This window comes from Paraburkholderia sp. EG287B (genome assembly GCF_040965595.1).
GTDB lineage: Bacteria > Pseudomonadota > Gammaproteobacteria > Burkholderiales > Burkholderiaceae > Paraburkholderia.
The window spans coordinates 51,591-73,587 of the sequence record NZ_JBFRCG010000019.1; the positions used below are offsets into that span (position 1 = coordinate 51,591).

Here is a 21,997-nt window from a genome sequence, read left to right on the forward strand (position 1 = left end):
CCTCGACAAAGGAGGCAGGCTGATGAAGCAGAACGACGAACCCAGGAACGGGCGCCCAGACGAACCTTCCATTCCCGCCGGTCCGGACGACCCCGCGCGCCGCCGTGTGCTCGGCGGGCTGGCGGCGGTCGGCGTGGGCCTCGCGCTCGGCGGCTGCGAGACGCCGGCGCAGAGCGCGGCGGGCGCGCCGCGCAGCGCCGCCGACGCGCGCGTCGATGCCGCGTTGCGCGACCAGGTGCGCCAGATCGTGGTGATCTACGCGGAGAATCGCAGCTTCGTCAATCTGTACGGCAACTATCCCGGCGTGCAAACGCCGCTCGCGAATGTGGGCGCCGAGCGCTACGCGCAACTCGATCGCGACGGCAAGACGCCCTTGCCGCAGTTGCCGAAGATCTGGGGCGGCCTCGTGCCCCAGGCGCAGGAGCTGGACGGCACGCGCTACATGATCGCGGAGCACCAGATCACCGGGCTGTCCAACCGTCCTTTCCGTATCGTGGATGCGCACGGCAATCCGCTGCCGAACGGCATCATCACGCGGGACCTGATCCATCGCTTCTATCAGATCCAGATGCAGATCAACGCGGGCCGCAACGACCAGTTCGCCGCGTGGGGCGACTCGGGCGGCCTCGTCATGGGCTTCTACGAGAACTCCGCGCAGACGTTGCGGCTCTGGAATATCGCGCAGCAGTACACGCTCTGCGATAACTTCTTCATGGCCGCGTTTGGCGGCTCGTGGCTCAACCACATCTTCCTGATCTCGGCGCAGGTGCCGCAATACGCCGATATCCAGACGAGCGCCGCGAAACATCTCGCCTCCGTCGTGGAGGGCGACGATCCCACCGGCACGCGCCTGAAGGTCGCGCCGAACTCGCCGGCCTCGGCGCTCGACGGGCCGCCGAAGTTCGTGAACGACGGCCTCTTCACGCCTGATGGCTATGCCGTCAACACGATGGCGCCGCCGTATCAGCCGAGCAACGTGCGCCCTTCGGTAGACGGCAACCCGGCGCTTGCCGATCCGTCCAATCCGCGCGTGCTGCGCCCGCAGACCTATGCGACGATCGGCGACCGGCTCTCGGCGAAGGGCGTCGACTGGGCCTGGTATAGCGGCGCCTGGCAGTTTGCGCTGGACCATCAGGACACCGGCGCGGTGCCCGACTTCCAGTATCACCATCAGCCGTTCAACTACTTTGCCAACTTCGCGCCGGGCACGGCCGCACGCGCGCGTCACCTGCGCGATGCGGGCCTCGGCGACGATCCGTCGACCAATCGTCTGCTCGCGGACATCGACGCAGGGCGCTTGCCTGCCGTGACGTTCTACAAGCCGCAGGGCAACCTGAACATGCACGCAGGCTATGCGGACGTCGAGTCGGGCGACCGCCACATCGCGGCCGTGATCGAGCACATTCAGCGCGGGCCGCAATGGGCGAACACGATGATTGTCGTGACGCACGACGAGAACGGCGGCTGGTGGGACCCGGTCGCGCCGCCCGTGGGCGACCGCTGGGGTCCGGGCTCGCGCATCCCTGCGCTCGTGATCGCGCCGTTCGCGAAGAAGGGCTACGTCGATCACACGTTCTACGACACGGTCTCGATCCTGCGCTTCATCAGCCGCGTGCATGGCCTCGCGCCGCTCGACGGCGTGGCCGCGCGCGATCAGACGTTCCTCTCGCGGGAGCAGACGCCGCCCGGCGATCTCACGGCGGCACTCGATCTGGCTTGAGCGCCGCGCGTCTTGATGCATCGAGGGAGAGCGGGCGGCGGCTGTCGCGAAACGTTTGCGCCGCCGCTCGGGGTTGCCCATCCGGAACGCAATTTGATGCATCCGCGACACAAGCGACGAACTCTCTATCCGATCAAGGAGTTGGCGCGCTCGCCAGGCGGTTATCAACAGGTTTGTCACCAAAAACTGTGGACAACTTTGCTGCGCAAAAAACATGCATTTTTCATGTCGTTTGCGAGCTTCCCGTTTCCATTCAAGGACTTGATGCGGATGTCCAGAAGTTGCTAACAGGGCTCTCAACAGAAACTGTGGGTAACTCTCGCCCGCAATGCACGAGGTCTTCGCTATACCGATCGTGGCTCGTTGATTGAGCCAGAGCGCTTCGGCGATCGGGCCCGAGGGCACCGAAGCATCACATCAGTCATCCCCTGTGATTTTTTCAGACGCGTCCGAGTGCGGGTTTCACCTGTTCAGGTGAAACTTGGCTCGCGACTCGCATTGGCCACCGCGGCTCATGCGTGATGATGCTCCGGCGGTGTGTGCCGATGGTGCGCCATCTGGTCAGGACTACAGAACAGGGAATCCCCATGGCGGAATCGGACAAACCGGTGAGACTGGTCACGGGACGCCAGTCTGCGCATCTGGACATCATCCTCAAGGCTCGCAGGTACGAGCGCGATGAGCGCAACGAGCGGCGCGCGCCCGGGTTGTCGGTGGTCGAGTGGGACGTTCGCGAGGAGAGCTGCCAGCCGTACCGGATCAGGGCGCTGGTCTCGACTGCCGGGCCGGTGGCGCGCCGGGATATCCTGGGCCAGCTGGCCAGGTTCAGGTTTCAGGTTGACGAGGGGGCGGTAGTGCGGAAGTTCGCGGGATTCGTCTCGCGTTTCGAGTCGGTGTCGAACTCGCGTGATGGCTGCACCTATCGTGTCGAAATCCTCCAGCATCTTGCGGTGCTGGACGGCCCCAGCAACTGCGTGACATACCAGGGCAAGACGTCCGCCGACATTATCCAGGAAGTCATCGAGCGCAATGCCGTGCGCCCCTGGATTCGCGTGGTGCAGCGTCTGCGCCGGCGGCATTCCGAACACCCGTTCCGCTTCCAGTACAACATGGGCGACTGGGCGTATTGCCGGCTGGAGATGGAGCAGGCCGGGCTGTTCACGTTTACCGAGGAGGACCGGCACGGCGAGGTGGTGGTCATTGCCGACGACATCGACGGTTACACGCGTCCGGCCCTCTCGCTGAAGGACCGCCCGCCGTCGGGGCTGCATACGTTCGAGGAGTCGATCTATTCGCTGAAGGTGCGCACTCGCACCATTCCCGCGTCGTTCATCGTCGCGGACTATGACGCCGACAACCACGCGATGATCTTCCGCGAGGAGGGGCATGCGCGCGACGAGTTCGGCACGGAACAGCATGACGACACGACCATGGGCACGCCCCTGGTGTGGGGCACGCATCACGGCGACGAGGCAGGGGCGAAGCGCGAGGCGACGCTGCGGCACGAGGCGGCGCGTGCGCAGCAGGTCACCTGCAGGGGGAAGTCCACGATGCCCTCGATCCGGCCGGGCTGCATCGTGCAGCCCGATACGCTGGCCGGTGCCGCGGACGGCACGCTTGACGCGAAGGAGGGCCTGTTCGTCTCGAAGGTCGTGCATCGAGGGGCGCGCAACGAGAATTACCGCAATACCTTCCAGGCGATTCCTGCCAGCCGGCCCTACCGGCTGCCGATAGACGAATCGAAGTGGCCGCGCGTGCATACGCTGGGGTTCACGGTGACGTCACCGAATCACTACAGGTACCCCTACCTGGACGCGGAAGGACGCATTGTCGTGCGCTTTCACTGTGACTTCGGCAACTGGCCGAAGGGCGGCGAAAGTATCCCGCTGCGCATGGCCAGGCCCTTTGCGAGCCGCGACCACTCGGGCATGAACCTGCCGCCGGTGGATGGCGACTTCGGTATCGCGGGATTTCTTGAAGGCAATCCCAACAAGCCGGTCGCCGTGGCCTTCATTCCGAATGCCCAAAACCCGGACCTCATCAACAGCTCACGCCGACGCATGTCGCGCAGCGAGATACGCACGCGCTCGGGCAACAAGCTTTGGCTTGACGACTGGGAGCAGCAGCAGGGCATCGAGTTGAGTACGGAGCATTCGGGCCGCTCGCAGCTCAACCTGGGCTTCATTCCCGACCGCGACCTGAACGAGCGGGGCACCGAGGCGGAGCTTCGCACGGGCGCGCATCTGGTCAATCGTGGTGGCGCTGGCGTGATGGTGACGGCGTACAACCAGCCAGGCGGTGGCGGCAAGGTGCTCGCCATGGATGAGACCAACGCGCTGTTCAAGGACCACCAGGCATTCGCCGGCACGCTCGCGCAGTCCGCTGAAGCGTCGAAGGCCACGCCCGCTGACCTCGACGCACAGAAGGGCATCAACGCAGGTCTGCATGAACTGAAGAAACCCGGTGTGCTCATGACAGGGCCTGGTCCGGTCGCCGTGGCGTCGGGCGATGGCGTGCAGTTCGCCGCCGATGGCTCGATCATCGGCACGGCGAAGAAGGGGATTCACTTCAGCACGCTCAGGCGGTTCACGGTGGCGGCAGGTGACTTGCTGTCGTTGTTCACGCAGAAGGGCCTGAGCCTCATCACGGCGACGGGTGACTTGGTGGCGCAGGCCCAGCGTGGCAGGATGCAGCTCGCCTCGCAGGAAGGCCTGACGATCGAGTCAGTCAACGGCGCGGTTCACATGAAGGCGGCGAAGGAGATCATCCTGAACGTGAACGGCACCTACGTGAAGTGACCGGCGAAGGTGTCGAGATCGGCTCGCGCGGCGGGGTGCTGTTCCGGACAACCAGCATGAAGGGCACCGGTCCCGCGCAGATGGACCTGGGTGGCACGGCGTTCGCGCCGAAGTTCGTGCCGTACACGACCGACTGCGAGGTGTGGCGGACCCATCCGAAGTTCGTGGTGCCACCGCCGGCTCCTGCGCCACTCCCGGCGCAGTGGGAGGCGCTGGCGAATACGGGAGCGGTGGCGCCTGCGCCTGAGTCCCGGCTAAACGACTTCTCGCCCTTCGATGGCAAACCGTCGAACGTGGACTCAGGAGTGCGTAAGGCAAAGGTCACCTTGAACCGCCCTGACGATCAGCAGCAGTCGTTTGTTGCGCCTGATCCCATCAAGTTGGTGAGCGCAGTTCCATGCGACTGGAAAATCTCGGACCTGAAGGCTGACGTAACGCAGCATGTTGAAGCGAGGTCGTATTGGGGTAGGTTGAATAACCGGACACCCTGGAAAAGTACGGACGGCACAGTGTGGTATCGGGGCGGTGGTTCGAGGAATTCGCATTTTGAATTTTCGTACAGCGAGAAAGACAAGGCGATTACCTGCACGGTTCGCGTGATGCTGGTTCCGATGGTGGGGGGAGAAGCATAAATGGAAGGATAAGAATCAGAATTTACGTGATTACCCGGACGCAAACGTCGAAGCGCATGAGTGTGGACATTATTTCAACTTTCCAGACGAATATTACGATCGGGGCGGCTGGCTTCACGAATCTTATATTGATGATAAGGAGTAGATCGATTTTTCATTGGTGGATGCGAAAGCAGGCGCGATGGTGTGGCAAGGACATTCGCAAACCGATGCAACATTCGTTGGTGCCAATGTGATGGGGGACGGCGCCAATGCGGCGTTGCAGGATGGCCGGGTTACGGCAGCTATCAAACCGTATTATCTGGAATATGTGCGGCGGCAGTTCTCGCTTGCAACGAACAGGTTGTGGAGGGTTGGCTATGACTCGTGATTCATGGATTAAACGGTTGAGACTTGTAGCCATCTGCTTGTCTCTGGTTGGAAGTTATGCACATGCAGAAACTGCAAGGGACACGGTGGACCAAGCGATGCATTTTGCCTATACGACAAATGGCGCTGCCGATGGCAGCATCAATAGATATGGAAACAATGAAATCTCGGTTTCCGGGGATGTGCTGACGGTCCAAATTGGTGATTCTGACAACAACAGGAACATTAGTGGGGTTGGTATATTTCAGTTAAAACTCTCAAATAAGAATCTGGAAGATGCCAGGCAGCTCGCGAAGTTGCTGTGTTCTCAAAAAGATCCGCATAGCGACGTGACGCTTCCTACTCTCTATGGCGCGAAATGCGACGGGGAGATGCGGAGTAGCTACATTAATGATTTCAGTCGTCCCGTGGTTAACCAGATAGTTCAGTTGGTGGACTCACTCACGAATGCAGGGGTTCAGAACGGGAGAAAACTTGTGAAACTCGACCTTTCAGTGGTTTCGATTGATCGCGAAAAGGATGGGTTTCTGGTGTCCGCAAGGTTTAGCAATAGCGGCGAGCATCCTATCAAGTTCAAGACACCCGACAGGTGGAATACCAGAATGGGTCGTGATATGGATATCCTGGGTGTGAACGGCTATCGCGTGGGCAGCGCAGGAAATGATGACGATCAACTTGGGCTGGCATTGGCTGGCAAGCTTCTTGTCGATCCGGAACAGTTTCCAGATGGGGAAGTCAATCTTGCGCCACATAGTTCCGTCGTAGTCAAAATGAAAATTGACTCCATCAGCAAATTCTCTGCTGGCGCATACGACTTGAACATTGGCGCATTCATGAACATCAAGGTCATCGGATTCCAGTCCAGCCTGTTGCAGGTCGATTTCCATTCGGACTACAAGAACCCCACCCGTATCACGTTCGACCGCGACTACCCCTCGACACCCCAGGAGCGCGAGCAGTGGGAAGCGATGCACAAGGCAGAGATGTCGTGGCAGCCGGTCAAGCCGGGGCAAACCTTCGCCGAAGACGGCTTGTACCGCGCCGTGCGTACTGGCAACGGCCATCGCGGTCTGTTGCTCAAGCCGTTCAAGGCCGGGGAGGTGGCGCCCACCGGGCGCGTGACGATGCCGATGCAGGAACTGCCCGATGTCAACATCGACGGGCGGGTGCAGTGGGTGTGGGAAGCGATCGCGCCAACGCCCGTCAAGCCATGGTCATTCGACATGATCGCGGACACCGTGCAGTTCTGCGAGCCCGGCGCTGAGTGTCCACGCAGCGGACGCTGGGTCAGACGCATCCAGTCGGATGACCTGTACGGGAGGGCTCCCACCCGGTACGACATCGCCAGCCTCGTGACGCGACGCCGGGGCGAGCGCATGCCCAAGCGCGACGAAGGCACGGGCAGGACCGATTGGGAATGGGTGGGAGCCTGACATGAGCGAACGCGCCCACATCTATGAAGGCGACCATACGACCACAGGCGGGACGGTGATCGATGGCATCGATGGCACCGGCTACAACGGACGCAGGATGGCCTACCTCGGCGCAGCGGTACGCTGCCCCGCGTGCGGCACCACCGGCAGGATCGAGCGCAACGGCGCGCGCTTCGAGCAGGAGTTCTACGGCAAGGTGCCCGCGCTGGAGAACGACTATTGCGCATGTGCCTGCAACCCGAAACCCCTGCTGCGTGCATCGCGAAGCGGTTGGGTTGTTGAAGCTTGACGGAGGCCGGATGAGTTTTCGCTGGGATCAGCGCATGCCGGAAGAATGGCCTGCTGTGAAGCCGCCGCCCGTATGGCTCTATATCTGCCTATTCATCGTCGTTCATGGCGCCGCCCTGGTCATCGTGTTGGCGGACTGGCCGAAAGGCGCGCCCATTTGGTCGGAAAAGCTTTTTCACGGGGCGTTTGCGGTTCCGTTGACGCTTTCGATGGCAATCTGTTTCATGCTGCACATGGTCCTGTATGACGGGCCGGCAATGCAGGCAGCAGCTCACAACACGAAACGCTGGCACCAGATAGCTAACTGGCAGCGGCAGGTCCGCTCGGGTGTCGCCGTGCTCGATAGCGTGGTACTCGCTCCGGAACCGGACCTCGCCGTGCGCATGCTGGGGCTCGAGGGAAAGCCACCGGAGAATCCGGGCAAGGTCAAGGCGCTGGATCTCGGCGCTGGCGAGGAAGGCACACCGCGCCTTCACAGTGTGCTTACGCAACTTTTGGCGCCGCTGTTGCCACGCCTCGCGACGGCGATGCGCAGCGACTCCTTCGAAATCGTGATGCAGTGCGACCAGCCGGAACTCTCGCTTGACGTCCAGCAGGTCTGGAAGCAGATGGAACTGCCTGGGGTGCCCCGCGTCAGGTCGCTGGACAACAGCATGGACGTCGGGTTTGCGGATCACTGGTTCAAGGACTATGTGCAGCCTGCCTACCCCTATGTCTCATACAACGTTGACCGCACGCCGAAATACCGTCTGCTGCTCGCGTGGCATCTGAACAAGGAGGGGCCGGACGCTGCGCCGGCCCATTCAGAGGCGGCGGTGGCGCTCTTGCTGGGTTCGCCCGCGCTCATGCGGGAGAAGAAGGATCTGAGACAGCAAGCGTGGCTGTTCCGCCAGATGACCAGCGACGCCGACCAGGTGGACAGGTCGCTCTCCCTGCTGCTCGACGCGGGGCAGGTGCCACGCGAGCGCATTCATCACTTCTGGCATAGCCGCCTCAAGGGCATTGCCCAGCACGGGACGATGGGCGCGGTACGCGAAAGCGGTCAGACACTCGAAGAACACGCGCTGGAGCAGGCGGTCGGACCGCAGGCACCCGTGGCGCGGTGGCTGCTCCAGGCGCTCGCCGCGAAGATGGCGCACTTCGGGCAGGGGCCGCAACTCATCGCACTGCCTCATGAGCAGGGCGTTGCACTCAATCTGGTCGCAAAGGAACCCGCTCCGGTGAACGTGCCGTGGCAAGAGGAGTACGAGTACTGCCCGGTGTTCGGCCCCGCTCTCGGCATGATCATTTCACTCTGGACGTTTGCGATGCTGGTCTCTCCGAACAAGCTGTGGGGCACCTTCGAGACGGTTGTCACCTGCGGGGCCGTTTTCCTGCTGATTGCGGTTTTCGTCGTCCGCCATCCCCGGCTCGTCGCATCGATGGCGAGATCGACCGGGGAATATGTGGCGGGCGCTATCGGGTTCTGAAAAAGGGGCAACGTTGTTTGCGGGCACGCGAGAAAACAAGCCATTCCCCATGCGCCGCCGAAAAACCTTTGTACGACAAGGACTTGACGCGGATGTCCAGGAGTTGCTCACAGGGCTCTCAACAAAATCTGTGGAAAACCCCCCGCGCCTTTCCCCCCAAAACGCCGCCGCTGCAACAAACGGCAACGCTGCGCACAATCCGATTCGCATCAAGCACTTGGTGCAGTCGTCCCAGGGTTACGCACAAAGCTGTCCACCAAAGTTGTGGATAGCGCACCCAGATGTTGATCGCGGCTGCTTCAACCTTGCACAGTGTGGGAGTTCGGCCCGATAATCGCCGTCGATATGGCCGTCGCGTGACCGCGCGTGCACGGGCAACTCTCTTCTCGCCACTACCCGCCGCGCCGTGCTCAAAAACTCGCGCTTTGCCGGTCTTCTGCGTATTCCTGGTTTCCTGCCACTCGCCGGCGCCACCCTGATGCTCGGCGTGGCAATGTCCTTCACCGCGCCTTACCTCTCGCTGTTCGGCGTCGAACGCGCCGGCATGACGCCGTTCCGGCTCGGCGTGTTCATGACCGCCATCGCCACGAGCGGCGTGATCGCAAGCACGGCAGCGGGCCGCTGGAGCGACGCCACCGGCAAGCACCGAACCCTGCTGCTCGTCTCGCTGTGCGCGGCCACGCTCGGCTATCTCTGCCTGTGCGTCGTCCGCGACTACCGGCTGCTGCTGCTCGTAGGCGTTGCGTTCATCGGCGCGGGCGGTTGCGCGCTCTCGCTCGTGTTCTCGTTCAGCCGCGCGGCGCTGCCCGCGCGCGACGACGCCGAGCGAACCCTCGCGAGCGCGACGCTGCGCACGATCCTCTCCGCCGCGTGGGTGTTCGGGCCCGCGGTCGGCGCGCTCGTGCTGGCCGCCACGAACTTCTACGGGCTCTTCCTGTTTGCGGCGGCGAGCTTCGCGGCTTGCGGCACGATCGTCTGGCGCATGCGCGAGCCGCACCACGACGAACACGCCACGCAACATCTGATGGCGCGTCCCACCGCCGGCGAAGTCGCGCAGGAGATCGATGCGGAAAGCGCGGCCCGGTACGAGGGCCAGCCGCTCACGCAAGCCGAAGTGCAGCCGGGTGCGCCACGCGACCCCGCGACGCTGCCGGCGGCGAAGGCAACGGCAAAAGCGAAGACGAGGGCCGCGCGTGCGCCGGTGGCCGCCGCGGAGGGTTCGCAGAAAGACATCATGCGCGCGATCGTTGCGCTCACACTCATCGGCCTGGCCGCCAACGCGACGATGATCGTGCTGCCGCTCTACATCGTCCATGGCCTGCAGGGCACGCGCATCGACGTGTCGATCATGCTCGGCCTCGGCGCGCTCATGGAGATCCCGATGATGCTCGCGCTCGGCGCGCGCGCCTCGGTGCTGGACAAGTCATGGTGGCTGGCCGCCTGCGCCGTGGTGCATGCCGTCTACTTCGTCGCGATGTCGCTGGCGCCGGGCGTGCACGCGTTGATCCCGATGCAGATCCTCAACGCCTTCGTGGTGGCCGTTACGTCGTGTCTCGGCATGACCTTCGTGCAGGATCTGATGCCGTCGTCGCCGGGCCGGGCAACGGCGCTGTTCTTCAACGCGTCGCGGCTCGGCTCGATACTGTCGGGCGTGCTTTCCGGCATGCTCGTGCAGGCGTTCGGCTATCGCGGCACGTTTCTGTTTTGCGGTGCGCTCGCGCTGTGCGCGCTCGTGTTGTTCGCCGTGCCTGGCGAGCAGTATCCGAAGATGGCGCGTGCCGTGCGGCGTTATCTGCGTGAGCGTTCAGGCAAGCGGGATTGATGCCTGGCATGACTTCGGATGACCAGGCGATTTCATTCGAAGCAAAGGGCGCAGCTGCAAACGCACCGCTCTTCATCGACATTTACTGCACCGTTTCGGCGTCCTGCCCGGCGAGCACTCGTGCGGGCGTTACGGCGTCGAAGTCTTCCGCATCGACGTCATAGCCCGAAGGCTCCCAGCGAATCGAGAGCAGCGCGGTGAGCCCCACGAGCGGCGCGACCGCGATGATCCAGAACACGCGCGCGCCGAAGCGCGGCACGATACGCACGGCGATCAACCCGCTCACGAAGGCGAAGCCGAGGTTGAGCACGAGCGAGGCGAGGATCGTCGTGAGCATGGACTGCGCGAGGAAGCTCGAGATGATCACGGGCAGGCCGAACGCGACCGCGTTGTACGCGAACGAAGAAGCCACGCCGATGACCGTGGCGAGCACCGTGCGCCGCGTGTAGACGCCGCGCAGCAGCGCGCCGTAGCTCATGCCGTGCGGGCCAGTCAGCGCCTGTGTCAGTGCGTGTATCAGTGCATGTAGGTGACGCGGCGCGAGCGGTCGCTCAGCCGCACGCCCGCGTCGACCAGCGCGATGGCGAACCAGCGCGCGGTCTTGAGCATGCCGCTCACGCTCGGCGTCGGCAGCCAGTCGTTGAGCAGTTGCACGGCGGCCTCGCTGCGTGTGGACTGCAGCAGCGCGATCACCTGCAGCAGCGAGCCTTCGTCCTTCGCGAGTTCGGAGGCGCAGCGGCAGCGCGTGTCGAGCGGGCGGCACGAGGCGCGGCACAGGGTGCCCATCAGCAGATCGAAGTAGCCGAAGCCTTCCGCGCCGAGTCCCGCGTCGGCGAGCACGCCGCGCCAGCTTTCGGCCTTGGCGTAGGCGTCGCAATGCGGTCGCAGCCAGGTGCGCACCGCGCGCAGAACGGTCTGCTCGGCGGTGTCGGGGTGATGGACGAAGGTATCGTCGATCAGCGTGTCATTTCTCGCGAAAGGGGCGGTGTAGTTCATGGAGCCTCCGGTCCCGCACAAATCATTCGGGTAGCGCCGGGTCGTCCGGCATGGGGCTCCATTCTGGGGCAAATTTCGTCTAAATGCAAATGATTCTCATTTGTGAAAAGAGGAGCGGCTGCGGAAAGGCGGCCTCGCATAACCGGGAAGGGACTGTTCCAGCCAGCGCCCTTAATTAGGGGGACACAAGTCGCTAAAGTGCCGGCCATGCGTGTTCCAGTGTTCTGGCGCAACGTGAGAGTTGGCCCCGGCCCCATGAAGGCCGGGGCTTTTTTTTGCACCGCGCAAGGGCGCGCGGGGCGGGCCTGGCACGCGGCTTGGAGGCCGCCGGGGGCCATACCCGGATGCATAAGTCATTGAACCGAAAGAAACAAGTAAGGTATTATTTCGGCCGCGCAGCGTGACAGCCTGCCGCGCGTCATGGCGCCCCGGAGGTCGAAAGCGTTGCTTTCGCGATCAAAAAATGGGCTGTAACAGCCCGTTTGTTGTTTTTTCTCTTAGTACGTTATTGAATAAAAACAATGACTTGCGTCAATCTTCGATCCGGCCCGTGTTGTTGCGCTGCAAAACTTCCGTATTCCGTTTACCCTCGTTAACCCTTGAACGTGTGTTGCATTTCGCCTCGTCGCTGACAAATACATTACAGCCAGCCTGGTTCGATTTTCACCCCGCGTCAATCTTTCAAGTTGCTTGCGCACCTGAACGTGCGCCGTGGAAGCTATTTGCTCCGCATTTTTGAGGTCCTGTTGAAATGCAATCCGTTCCATTCCTGAGTCTGGCGATCTGGATTCCCATCCTGTTCGGCGTGGCCGTGCTGCGCCTCGGGTCGGATCGTCATCCGCAGCGTGCCCGTTGGCTGTCGCTGGTTGGCGCCGTCGTCGGTCTGCTGCTGACCCTCCCGCTCATCTCCGGCTTCGACAACCACGCGGCCGGCATGCAGTTCGTCGAATTCCGCGACTGGCTGCCCGAGTTCGGCGTGGCGTGGCGACTCGGGATCGATGGCATTTCGATGTGGCTCGTGGTGCTCACCGCGTTCACGACGCTCGTGATCGTGATCGCCTCGTGGGAATCGATCACGGTGCGCGTCGCCCAGTACTTCGGCGCGTTCCTGATTCTCTCGGGCCTGATGGTCGGCACCTTCGCCGCGACCGACGGCATGCTGTTCTTCGTGTTCTTCGAAGCCACGCTGATCCCGCTGTACCTGCTGATCGGCACGTGGGGCAATGCCCGCCGTACCTACGCCGCGGTCAAGTTCTTCTTTTTCTCGCTCGCCGGCTCGCTCTTGATGCTGGTGTCGATGCTGTACCTCTACAGCCAGTCGCACACCTTCGACATGTCGGTGTGGCACAACCTCACGCTCGGCTTCATCCCGCAGATCCTCGTGTTCATCGGCTTCTTCGCGGCCTTTGCGGTGAAGGTCCCGATGTGGCCGTTCCACACGTGGCTGCCCGACGTCCACCTCGAAGCGCCGACCGGCGCGACCGTGATGCTGGCCATGCTCAAGCTGGGCGGCTACGGCTTCCTGCGCTTCACGCTGCCGATCACGCCTGACGCCGCGCACTTCTTCGCGCCGGCGATCATCACGCTCTCGCTCGTGGCCGTGGTCTACTCGAGCCTGCTCGCGCTCGCGCAGACCGACATGACCAAGCTGCTCGCGTACTCGACGGTCGCCCACATGGGCCTCGTGACGCTGGGCCTGTTCCTCTTCAACCAGATCGGCACCGAAGGCGCGATCGTGCAGATGATCTCGTACGGCTTCGTCTCGGGCGCGATGCTGCTCTCGATCGGCGTGCTGTTCGACCGCACCAAGACGCGCACGATCTCGGCTTACGGCGGCGTCGTCAACGTGATGCCGCGCTACGCCACCTTCATGATGCTGTTCTGCATGGCCAACCTCGGCCTGCCGGGCACGTCGGGCTTCGTGGGCGAGTTCATGGTCATCATGGGCGCGATCCGCGTGAACTTCTGGGTCGGCGCGATCGCCGCGACGACCGTCATTCTGAGCGCTGCGTACACCCTGTGGATGTACAAGCGCGTGATCTTCGGCGCTGTGGCAAACAAGGGCGTTGCGAAGCTGGCTGACATCGGCCGCCGCGAAACGCTGATCTTCGCTTCGCTCGCAGCGTTCGTGCTGGCAATCGGCCTCTACCCGAAGCCGATGACCGACGCGATCGAACTCTCGGCGGCGAACCTCGTCACCCAGGCCGGTCGCAACAAGCAACCCGTCGACGAGGCAGCGCCTGCTGACGCAGTGCGCGCTGGCACGGACGTTCGTGCTCAGCACTCGCCGACGTGATCACTGAAGATTGACGGCGCAACCAACGCGCCGCATCGCCTACGGGCGCTGCGGCGCGTTGTTGCGTCCAAGGGTTTTCGAATTTTGAGATTCGAGAAGTAGCCGCGGCGGGCCGCTGTCAAGGGCAGAGCAGGGCGCGAAGTGCGTGTGTTTCCGAGGCGCGACAAACCTCGCGAACACATGCGACAAAGTGTCTCAATCTTCTTTTGACAAAGGTCATTTTCCACATTCATTGATTGCGAAATATCAAAGCGGCTGTATGATGCGGGCGCGCTTCCTTTGTCGGATGTCAGGGGACGCGTCCGGAACTATTCAATGAATGAATTTCAGGCAAACGTGATGAAAAGAACGACCTTTCAAAGGTTACTGCTTCCCATCAGCGCCGGATTGGCCTTGTGTCTTTCCGGATGCAACATGGAGCTCCTTGACCCCAAGGGAAGTGTGGGCGTGGCGGAAAAGCAGCTGATTGCGACCTCCACCTGGGCCATGCTGATTGTTGTGATCCCCGTGATCGTCCTGACGCTGTGGTTTGCGTACCGCTACCGCGCGTCGAACCGTAGCGCCACGTACGACCCGAAGTGGTCGCACTCGACGGCGATCGAAGTTGTCGTCTGGACCATTCCGACGCTGATCATTCTGTTCCTCGCCGTGCTCACGTGGAAAACCACGCACGAGCTCGACCCCTACAAGCCGCTCGAATCGAACGTCAAGCCGATCAACGTCGAAGTTGTCGCGCTCGACTGGAAGTGGCTGTTCATCTACCCGGATCTGGGCATCGCGACGGTGAACCAGCTGGCAGTCCCGGTCGGTACGCCGGTGAACTTCAGCATCACGTCGGATTCGGTGATGAACTCGTTCTTCATCCCGCAGCTTGGCACCCAGGTTTATGCGATGGCTGGCATGCAGACGCGTCTGCACCTGATTGCCGACCACGCTGGCGACTACGCCGGCCTCTCGGCGAACTTCAGCGGCAAGGGCTTCTCGGACATGAAGTTCCGCACCCTCGCCACCAGCCAGCAAGACTTCGACGCGTGGGTCCAGAAGGTGAAGGCGTCGCAGACGCAGCTTTCCATGGATCAATACGCGACGGTCGCACAGCCGAGCGAGAAGGCTCCGGTTGAGTACTTCTCGACGGTCGACCCGAAGCTCTTCAACAACATCATCGCGAAGTACAACAACGGCCACGTCACGAATTTCAGTGACCCGTCGTGCGTGACCAAGGGGTAAACCAGGCATGTTCGGAAAACTTACACTGGACGCCATTCCGTACCACGAGCCGATTATTCTCGGCACGATGATCGGTATGGCCGTCATCGGCGCATTCGTGCTCGGTGGCATCACTTACCTCGGTAAGTGGAAATATCTGTGGACGGAGTGGCTGACGAGCGTCGACCACAAGCGTCTGGGCGTGATGTACATCGTGCTCGCCCTCATCATGCTGCTGCGCGGCTTCGCCGACGCGATCATGATGCGTACCCAGCTCGCGCTCGCGTACAACGCGCCGGGCTACCTCCCGCCGCACCACTACGACCAGATCTTCACGGCGCACGGCGTGATCATGATCTTCTTCATGGCCATGGCTTTCATGGTTGGCCTGATGAACATCATCGTGCCGCTGCAGATCGGCGCACGCGACGTCGCGTTCCCGTTCCTGAACTCGCTGTCGTTCTGGATGACCGCAGTCGGCGCCATCCTGCTGATGATCTCGCTCGTCGTGGGTGAGTTCGCAATGACGGGTTGGCTCGCGTATCCGCCGCTTTCGGAGCTTGCGTACAGTCCAGGGGTAGGGGTGGACTACTACCTGTGGGCGCTGCAGATCTCGGGTGTCGGCACGCTGCTGACCGGCGTGAACTTCTTCGTCACCATCATCAAGATGCGTGCCCCCGGCATGACGATGATGAAGATGCCGGTGTTCACGTGGACGGCGCTGTGCACGAACGTGCTGATCATGGCCGCGTTCCCGATCCTGACCGTGACGCTCGCGCTGCTCGGCCTCGACCGCTACATCGGCACGCACTTCTTCACGAATGACGGCGGCGGCAACGCCATGCTGTACCTGAACCTGATCTGGGCCTGGGGTCACCCTGAGGTGTACATCCTGATCCTGCCGGCGTTCGGTATCTTCTCGGAAGTTGTCGCGACCTACGCCAGGAAGCCGCTGTTCGGCTACAAGGCAATGGTCTACGCGACCTGCGCGATCATGGTTCTGGCGTTCGTCGTGTGGCTGCACCACTTCTTCACGATGGGTTCGGGCGCCGATGTGAACGCGTTCTTCGGTATCGCCACGATGATCATTTCGATCCCGACGGGCGTGAAGATCTTCAACTGGTTGTTCACGATCTACCGCGGCCGCCTCGAGTTCAACTCGGCGGTGCTGTGGACGATCGGCTTCATGGTCACCTTCACCATCGGCGGCATGACCGGCGTGATGATGGCGATCCCGGGTGCGGACTTCGTGCTCCACAACTCGCTGTTCCTGATCGCGCACTTCCACAACGTGATCATCGGCGGTGTGGTGTTCGGCTATCTCGCCGGCATGAACTACTGGTTCCCGAAGGCGTTCGGCTTCAAGCTCAACGAAAAGCTCGGCAAGCGCGCGTTCTGGTTCTGGCTCTCGGGCTTCTATGTCGCCTTCACGCCGCTGTACGTGCTGGGCTTCATGGGCGCAACCCGCCGTCTGAACCACTACGACAATCCGGCATGGCATCCGTGGATGATCATCGCGTGGTTTGGCGCCGTGCTCGTGGCAATCGGTATCGCGCATCAACTGGCGCAGCTGTACGTGTCGATCCGCGACCGCAACCTGCCGGAAAACCGCGACCTGACGGGCGATCCGTGGGGTGGCCGTACGCTGGAGTGGGCGATTTCGTCGCCGCCGCCGTCGTATAACTTCGCGATCATTCCGCACGTGAGCGAACTCGACGAGTTCCAGCACCTGAAGGACACCGGCCGCGAGACCGTGGACGTCGCGAACACGAAGTACACCGACATCCACATGCCCTCGAACACGAGCGCGGGTCTGTTCATCGGTCTCTTCAGCCTGGTGCTCGGCTTTGCTGGCATCTGGCACATCTGGTGGCTCATGATCGCTGGCTTCGTCGGCATTCTCGCGACGGCGATCGGCTACAGCTTCCAGAAGAACGAAGGCTATTACATCCCGGCCGCCAAGGTTCGGGCAGACGAAGAAGCGCGCGAGCGCGCACTGGTCAAGGCGTTCGCCGACAAGCAACGCAATGGCAAGGTTGAAGCAGCACTGGAGGCCAACTGATGTCGACGCATACTAGTGCGGCCGCACACGCGGAGCACGATCACCACGATCACCCGCCGTCACACTCGGTGTTCGGCTTCTGGCTGTACCTGATGACGGACTGTATTCTGTTCGGCTCGCTGTTCGCAGTGTTCGCCGTCATGCAGAACCAGTTCGCAGGCGGCCCGACGGGCAAGGACCTGTTCGACATCAATGGCGTCGCGATGGAAACGGCAGTGCTGCTGCTGTCGTCCATTACGTACGGCTTCGCGATGATCGGCGCGCACAAGCAGCGCAAGGGTCAAGTGTTCTTCTGGCTGGCGATCACCTTCCTGCTCGGCGCAACGTTCCTGTATTTCGAACTGCACGAATTCGCGAACATGATCGCGGAGGGCAACGGTCCGCAACGCAGCGCGTTCCTCTCGTCGTTCTTCACGCTGGTTGCCACCCACGGTATCCACGTGACGATGGGCATGATCTGGATGGTCGTCCTGATGGTTCAGGCCTTGAAGGCGCCGGTTCTGGGCGAGCGTGAAATCCGCCGCCTGACGTGCCTTAGCCTTTTCTGGCACTTCTTGGACATCGTCTGGATTTGCGTGTTCTCCTTTGTTTATCTTGCGAGCGTGATCTAAATGAGTGCTCATCCTATCCATGAAGAAGAAAGCCACGGCAGCGTAGGCAGCTACCTGGTTGGTTTCGTCCTGGCGGTGGTGCTCACGGCCGCTTCGTTCTGGCTCGTGCTGCATGGCGGCTTTCCGCGCGAAACCGCGCTGCTCGGCCTCGCCGTGCTGGCAGTCGTGCAGATCGTGGTTCACCTCGTGTTCTTCCTGCACATGAACACGTCGTCGGGCCAGCGCTGGAACGTGACGGCATTTGGCTTCACGGTGTTGACGGTCCTGATCGTGGTCGTCGGCACGCTGTGGGTCATGCACAACGTCAGCATGAACATGATGTCGCGTTAAGCGTTCATCGTTGCTGGACTTGCGCTTCGCTCGCATCGGGTGAAGCGCAAATGGAAACGCCGCCAGGCCTTCGGGCCCGGCGGCGTTTTTCTTTTTGCGGCTCTTTCGCTCGCGGATTCGTTTATGCGCCGAAGCGCTGACGCACGACTTCCGCGACGGCCTTGCCGAGCCGGTGGTGTTGCGAGGCTTCGTAGTGAATGCCATCGGTGGGGCTGACGGTGGCGAACTCGCCGGCGTCGAGAAACGCCGAGCCGTACTTCACGGCCACGCGCTCGTAGAGCGGCGCAAGCAGGCGCGATTTCGTGGCGCCGCCCGTGAAGATGTCGCCGAGAAAGCCAATCTCTTCGATCGGCGCCGGCGACATGAGCAGCACATGCGGCGTCGAGCCGCCCGGACCCGCGCGGCACGCGACGAGCGTTTCGAGCAGCACATCGACCGAGTTCGCGATGTCGGTGGGCGTGACGGAAAAGCGGGTCTTGAGGTCGTTGGTGCCGAGCATCAACGCGACCACGTCGACCGGCAACTGGCTTTCGAGGCACGGGCGCAGATAGGCGTGCCCGTTCTTGTGCCGGCCTTCGATGGGATCGTCGTGAACCGTGGTGCGCGCGGGCAGGCCTTCCTCGATGATCGCCCAGCCCGGCCCGAGCGCCTCGCGCAGCACGCCGGGCCAGCGGTCGGCGGGGCCGAATCGCTCGGACACGCCGGGCACGGTCAGCGGCTTCGTGCCGTGCGTATTGGAATCGCCGTAACAGAGCAGGGTGCGTGACGTCATGGGTTGCCTCTTCCTGATTAGCTGGTTGTCTGGTTGCGGGGTGCGATGCAATGCCACTACTCATCATGGGAGATTACTAGACGACTGGTCTAATCGCTCTGTACCATGTCACCTCATGAATGCAGCGGCAGCCGTCGAAGTGCGGCAACACATCCTCGATACCGCCATGCCCATTCTGCTGGGCAAGGGCTTTTCCGCAGTCGGTCTCAATGAGATCCTCGCGGCCGCCGGCGTGCCTAAAGGGTCGTTCTATCACTATTTCGGCTCGAAGGAAGCGTTCGGCGAGGCGTTGCTCACGTCGTATTTCGCCGAGTATGCGGAGCGTCTCGACGATCTGCTCTTGCGCGCGCCGGGTACGGCGGCCGAGAAGCTGATGCGCTACTGGGACGACTGGCGCCTGATCCAGTGCGCCGACGATCCCGTAGGCAAATGTCTCGCGGTGAAGCTGGGCGCGGAGGTGAGCGACCTTTCCGAGGCGATGCGCGAGGCGCTGCGTCTTGGCACCGATGCGACGATCTCGCGCATTGCCGCGTGTCTCGAGGCAGGGCGCGCGGATGGCTCGCTCGCGGGCGTGAACGACGCCGCGAGCATGGCGGTGACGCTCTACGAACTGTGGCTCGGCGCGACGCTGCTCGAAAAGATTCACCGCGACCGCAAGCCGCTCGACGCGGCCATGGCGACCACGCGCATCCTGTTGAACCTGCCTCCGGGCAACTAATCGAACGCGAAGCTGCGGCAGCGCGTGAAGTGCGCGCGCTTGTCGCGCATTGTGCGGGAAAACTAGACGACCGGTCTAATAGCGCGTGAAGAGCCCGGTTTCCAAAGGGTGCGCGAGCGCCCGAACCCAACCCAAAAAGGAACGCCGATGAAGGCACTGATCGTTTTGACCTCGCATGAGGACCTCGGCAACACGGGCAAGAAGACGGGCTTCTGGCTCGAAGAGTTCGCCGCGCCTTACTACGCGCTGCGCGACGCGGGCGCCGAGCTCACGCTCGCGTCGCCCAAGGGCGGCCAGCCGCCGCTCGATCCGAAGAGCAGCGATCCCTCCGCGCAGACCGATGCGACGCGGCGTTTCGCATCCGATACCGCGGCGCAAACGGCGCTTGCCAATACGAAACGCCTCGCCGATATCGACGCGAGCGCGTTCGACGCCGTGTTCTACCCGGGCGGCCACGGCCCGCTCTGGGACCTGGCCGAAGATCCGGTTTCGATCGCGCTGATCGAAACGACGATCGCCGCGGGCAAGCCTGTCGCTGCCGTCTGCCATGCGCCGGGCGTGCTGCGTCACGTGAAGGGGGCGGACGGCCAGCCGCTCGTGGCCGGCAAGTCGGTCACCGGTTTTTCGAATGACGAAGAAGCCGCCGTGCAGTTGACCGACGTCGTGCCGTTCCTCGTCGAGGACATGCTGAAGGCCAACGGCGGCCAGTACTCGAAGGCCGCCGACTGGCAGCCGCACGTCGCAATCGATGGTCTGCTCATCACGGGCCAGAATCCGGCTTCGTCGGAGCCGGTTGCCGAAGCCCTGCTCGCGGCGCTGCGCCGCGCTTGATGTTGCGCGAACGCGCGCGTCTTTGGCGGGTGCGTTCGCTTCCCCGACTTCCTTTCGGCAACGCTGCGAGGCGCGCTCGCAGCGCGTGTGCGGCTGCGCGTCGCCGCAAGGAAATCCCGTTTTTGCCAACCGGCGCAGATGCCGCGCGAGGCGCGACCTGTGCCAAGAAAGGAGCTGTAGATGTCCGCATTGTTCGAACCGTTCAAGCTCAAGGGCGTGTCCCTGCGCAACCGCATCGCCGTGCCGCCGATGTGCCAGTACATGGCCGTCGATGGCGTAATCAACGACTGGCATCACGTCCACTACGCGCAGATCGCGCGCGGCGGCGCGGGCCTCGTGATCGTCGAGGCGACGGCGGTTTCGCCCGAAGGCCGCATCACGCCGGACTGCACGGGCCTGTGGAACGACGCGCAGTTGGAGGCGTTCAAGCCCACCGTCGCCGCGATCAAGGCAGCGGGCGCGGTACCCGGCATCCAGATTGCGCACGCGGGCCGCAAGGCGAGCGCGAACCGCCCGTGGGAAGGCGACGACCACATCGCCGAAGGCGACGCGCGTGGCTGGCAGACCATCGCGCCCTCGGCAACGGCGTTCGGCGCGCATCTGCCGAAGGTGCCGAAGGCGATGACGCTCGACGACATCGCACGCGTGCGCGAGGACTTCGTGGCCGCGGCGAAGCGCGCGCTCGAAGCCGGCTTCGAATGGCTCGAACTGCACTTTGCGCACGGCTACCTCGGCCAGAGCTTTTTCTCGACGCATTCGAACCAGCGCGACGATCGTTATGGCGGCAGCCTCGAGAACCGCAGCCGTTTCCTGCTGGAAACGCTGGCCGCGGTGCGTAAGGTCTGGCCGGAGCATCTGCCGCTGACGGCGCGCTTCGGTGTGATCGAGTACGATGGCCGCGACGAGGAAACGCTGGCCGAATCGATCGAATTGGCCAAGGGCTTCAAGCGCGAAGGCCTCGACATGCTGGGCGTGAGCGTCGGTTTCTCGACGCCCGCCGCGCAGATTCCGTGGGCGCCCGCGTTCCTCGCGCCGATCGCACAAAAGGTGCGTCGCGCAAGCGGTCTGCCGGTGTCGTCGGCCTGGGGTATCGGCACGCCGGAGCTGGCCGAGCGCTCGGTGGCGAAGGAGCAACTCGACGTCGTGATGGTGGGGCGCGCGCATCTCGCGAATCCGCACTGGCCGTATTTCGCGGCTCAGGAACTGGGCGTCGAACGCGCCGCGTGGACCTTGCCCGCGCCGTACGCGCACTGGCTCGAGCGCTACAAGGTCGGCTGAAATTGGCCGACCGGTTCAACCGTTGACGATGAGGGAATGCCAATGACCGTCTATCTATTCGCGAGCATCACGCCGAAGTCCGAGCACGTCGCCGACGTGGAGGCGCTCATGCGCGAGATGGTTTCGCACACGCGCAAGGAGCCGGGCAACTTGCGTTACGACCTGCTGCGCCGCGCCGATGGCGCACCGGGCTTTTATCTTTACGAAACCTATGTCGACGAAGCCGCGGTGCAGGCGCATCGCGATAGCGCGCATTTCGTGGCGTACCGCGCGAAGATCGGTGCGTGGGTGACGGAGCCGCCCGAAGTGAAGCTGCTGAAGGGTGTGGACGTCGCGGACTGAAGCCGCACCATGTGCCGCAATCGT

General features: G+C 62.8%; 19 protein-coding genes and 1 pseudogene. 17 read left to right on the plus strand and 3 right to left on the minus strand.

The features are described 5' to 3' along the window. Positions 1-22 precede the first annotated feature (22 nt). The 8 genes from AB4Y40_RS31600 to AB4Y40_RS31635 all read left to right on the plus strand — a co-directional run bounded on the left by AB4Y40_RS31600 (position 23) and on the right by AB4Y40_RS31635 (position 10,531). Positions 23-1,720, plus strand: coding sequence for an acid phosphatase (locus tag AB4Y40_RS31600; RefSeq protein ID WP_368691216.1), 1,698 nt, complete (start codon positions 23-25; stop codon positions 1,718-1,720). A gap of 587 nt (positions 1,721-2,307) precedes the next feature. Further along, positions 2,308-4,518 carry a type VI secretion system Vgr family protein gene (locus tag AB4Y40_RS31605; RefSeq protein WP_368691217.1) on the plus strand — a complete coding sequence of 737 codons (2,211 nt, stop codon included), beginning with the start codon at positions 2,308-2,310 and terminating at the stop codon, positions 4,516-4,518. Then, complete coding sequence (locus AB4Y40_RS31610; RefSeq protein WP_368691218.1) at positions 4,515-5,150, plus strand: hypothetical protein; 636 nt, start codon at positions 4,515-4,517, stop codon at positions 5,148-5,150. The genes AB4Y40_RS31605 and AB4Y40_RS31610 overlap by 4 nt, the downstream gene beginning before the upstream one ends. Before the next feature lie 160 nt (positions 5,151-5,310). Then, entirely contained in the window at positions 5,311-5,520 is a 210-nt protein-coding gene (locus tag AB4Y40_RS31615; RefSeq protein ID WP_368691219.1) for a hypothetical protein, read from the plus strand. Positions 5,521-5,617: 97 nt separating this feature from the next. Then, positions 5,618-6,952, plus strand: coding sequence for a hypothetical protein (locus AB4Y40_RS31620; protein ID WP_368691220.1), 1,335 nt, complete (start codon positions 5,618-5,620; stop codon positions 6,950-6,952). Between the two features lies 1 nt (position 6,953). Further along, positions 6,954-7,241: a PAAR domain-containing protein gene (locus AB4Y40_RS31625; protein ID WP_368691221.1), complete on the plus strand. Its 288-nt coding sequence runs from the start codon at positions 6,954-6,956 to the stop codon at positions 7,239-7,241. A 10-nt stretch (positions 7,242-7,251) separates the two neighbouring features. Then, on the plus strand, positions 7,252-8,709 hold the full coding sequence (locus tag AB4Y40_RS31630; RefSeq protein ID WP_368691222.1) for a hypothetical protein: 1,458 nt from the start codon (positions 7,252-7,254) through the stop codon (positions 8,707-8,709). Between the two features lie 406 nt (positions 8,710-9,115). Beyond that, on the plus strand, positions 9,116-10,531 hold the full coding sequence (locus AB4Y40_RS31635; protein WP_368691223.1) for a sugar efflux transporter: 1,416 nt from the start codon (positions 9,116-9,118) through the stop codon (positions 10,529-10,531). An 82-nt stretch (positions 10,532-10,613) separates the two neighbouring features. On the opposite strand, the pseudogene AB4Y40_RS31640 reads toward AB4Y40_RS31635, so the two are convergent. Both AB4Y40_RS31640 and AB4Y40_RS31645 read right to left on the minus strand, forming a co-directional pair. Further along, positions 10,614-11,006: pseudogene (locus tag AB4Y40_RS31640) on the minus strand (hypothetical protein); the annotation flags it as partial. 41 nt (positions 11,007-11,047) lie between these two features. Next, positions 11,048-11,527 carry a hypothetical protein gene (locus AB4Y40_RS31645; RefSeq protein WP_368691224.1) on the minus strand — a complete coding sequence of 160 codons (480 nt, stop codon included), beginning with the start codon at positions 11,525-11,527 and terminating at the stop codon, positions 11,048-11,050. A 751-nt stretch (positions 11,528-12,278) separates the two neighbouring features. On the opposite strand from AB4Y40_RS31645, the gene AB4Y40_RS31650 reads away from it, so the two are divergent. The 5 genes from AB4Y40_RS31650 to cyoD all read left to right on the plus strand — a co-directional run bounded on the left by AB4Y40_RS31650 (position 12,279) and on the right by cyoD (position 18,032). Further along, positions 12,279-13,823, plus strand: coding sequence for an NADH-quinone oxidoreductase subunit M (locus AB4Y40_RS31650; RefSeq protein ID WP_368691225.1), 1,545 nt, complete (start codon positions 12,279-12,281; stop codon positions 13,821-13,823). 339 nt (positions 13,824-14,162) lie between these two features. Further along, positions 14,163-15,050 carry a ubiquinol oxidase subunit II gene (gene cyoA, locus AB4Y40_RS31655; protein ID WP_069267482.1) on the plus strand — a complete coding sequence of 296 codons (888 nt, stop codon included), beginning with the start codon at positions 14,163-14,165 and terminating at the stop codon, positions 15,048-15,050. A gap of 7 nt (positions 15,051-15,057) precedes the next feature. Beyond that, positions 15,058-17,091, plus strand: coding sequence for a cytochrome o ubiquinol oxidase subunit I (gene cyoB, locus AB4Y40_RS31660; protein ID WP_368691226.1), 2,034 nt, complete (start codon positions 15,058-15,060; stop codon positions 17,089-17,091). Next, positions 17,091-17,702: a cytochrome o ubiquinol oxidase subunit III gene (gene cyoC / locus AB4Y40_RS31665; protein WP_133184817.1), complete on the plus strand. Its 612-nt coding sequence runs from the start codon at positions 17,091-17,093 to the stop codon at positions 17,700-17,702. The genes cyoB and cyoC overlap by 1 nt, the downstream gene beginning before the upstream one ends. Then, positions 17,703-18,032: a cytochrome o ubiquinol oxidase subunit IV gene (gene cyoD / locus AB4Y40_RS31670; protein WP_324159288.1), complete on the plus strand. Its 330-nt coding sequence runs from the start codon at positions 17,703-17,705 to the stop codon at positions 18,030-18,032. Positions 18,033-18,153: 121 nt separating this feature from the next. On the opposite strand, the gene AB4Y40_RS31675 is transcribed toward cyoD, so the two are convergent. Further along, the gene (locus AB4Y40_RS31675; protein WP_368691227.1) at positions 18,154-18,804 is read right to left on the minus strand and encodes an SGNH/GDSL hydrolase family protein; all 651 of its coding nucleotides are present in this window, start codon (positions 18,802-18,804) and stop codon (positions 18,154-18,156) included. Between the two features lie 115 nt (positions 18,805-18,919). Here AB4Y40_RS31675 and AB4Y40_RS31680 point away from each other — a divergent pair, with 115 nt between their 5' ends. The 4 genes from AB4Y40_RS31680 to AB4Y40_RS31695 all read left to right on the plus strand — a co-directional run bounded on the left by AB4Y40_RS31680 (position 18,920) and on the right by AB4Y40_RS31695 (position 21,973). Then, entirely contained in the window at positions 18,920-19,522 is a 603-nt protein-coding gene (locus tag AB4Y40_RS31680) for a TetR/AcrR family transcriptional regulator (protein ID WP_368691228.1), read from the plus strand. Positions 19,523-19,669: 147 nt separating this feature from the next. Then, positions 19,670-20,353 (plus strand): type 1 glutamine amidotransferase domain-containing protein, encoded by a 684-nt coding sequence (locus AB4Y40_RS31685; RefSeq protein WP_368691229.1) that lies wholly within the window; start codon positions 19,670-19,672, stop codon positions 20,351-20,353. A 180-nt stretch (positions 20,354-20,533) separates the two neighbouring features. After that, entirely contained in the window at positions 20,534-21,631 is a 1,098-nt protein-coding gene (locus AB4Y40_RS31690; protein WP_368691230.1) for an NADH:flavin oxidoreductase/NADH oxidase, read from the plus strand. Positions 21,632-21,673: 42 nt separating this feature from the next. Then, positions 21,674-21,973, plus strand: coding sequence for a putative quinol monooxygenase (locus AB4Y40_RS31695; RefSeq protein ID WP_368691231.1), 300 nt, complete (start codon positions 21,674-21,676; stop codon positions 21,971-21,973). The last annotated feature ends 24 nt before the right edge of the window (positions 21,974-21,997 follow it).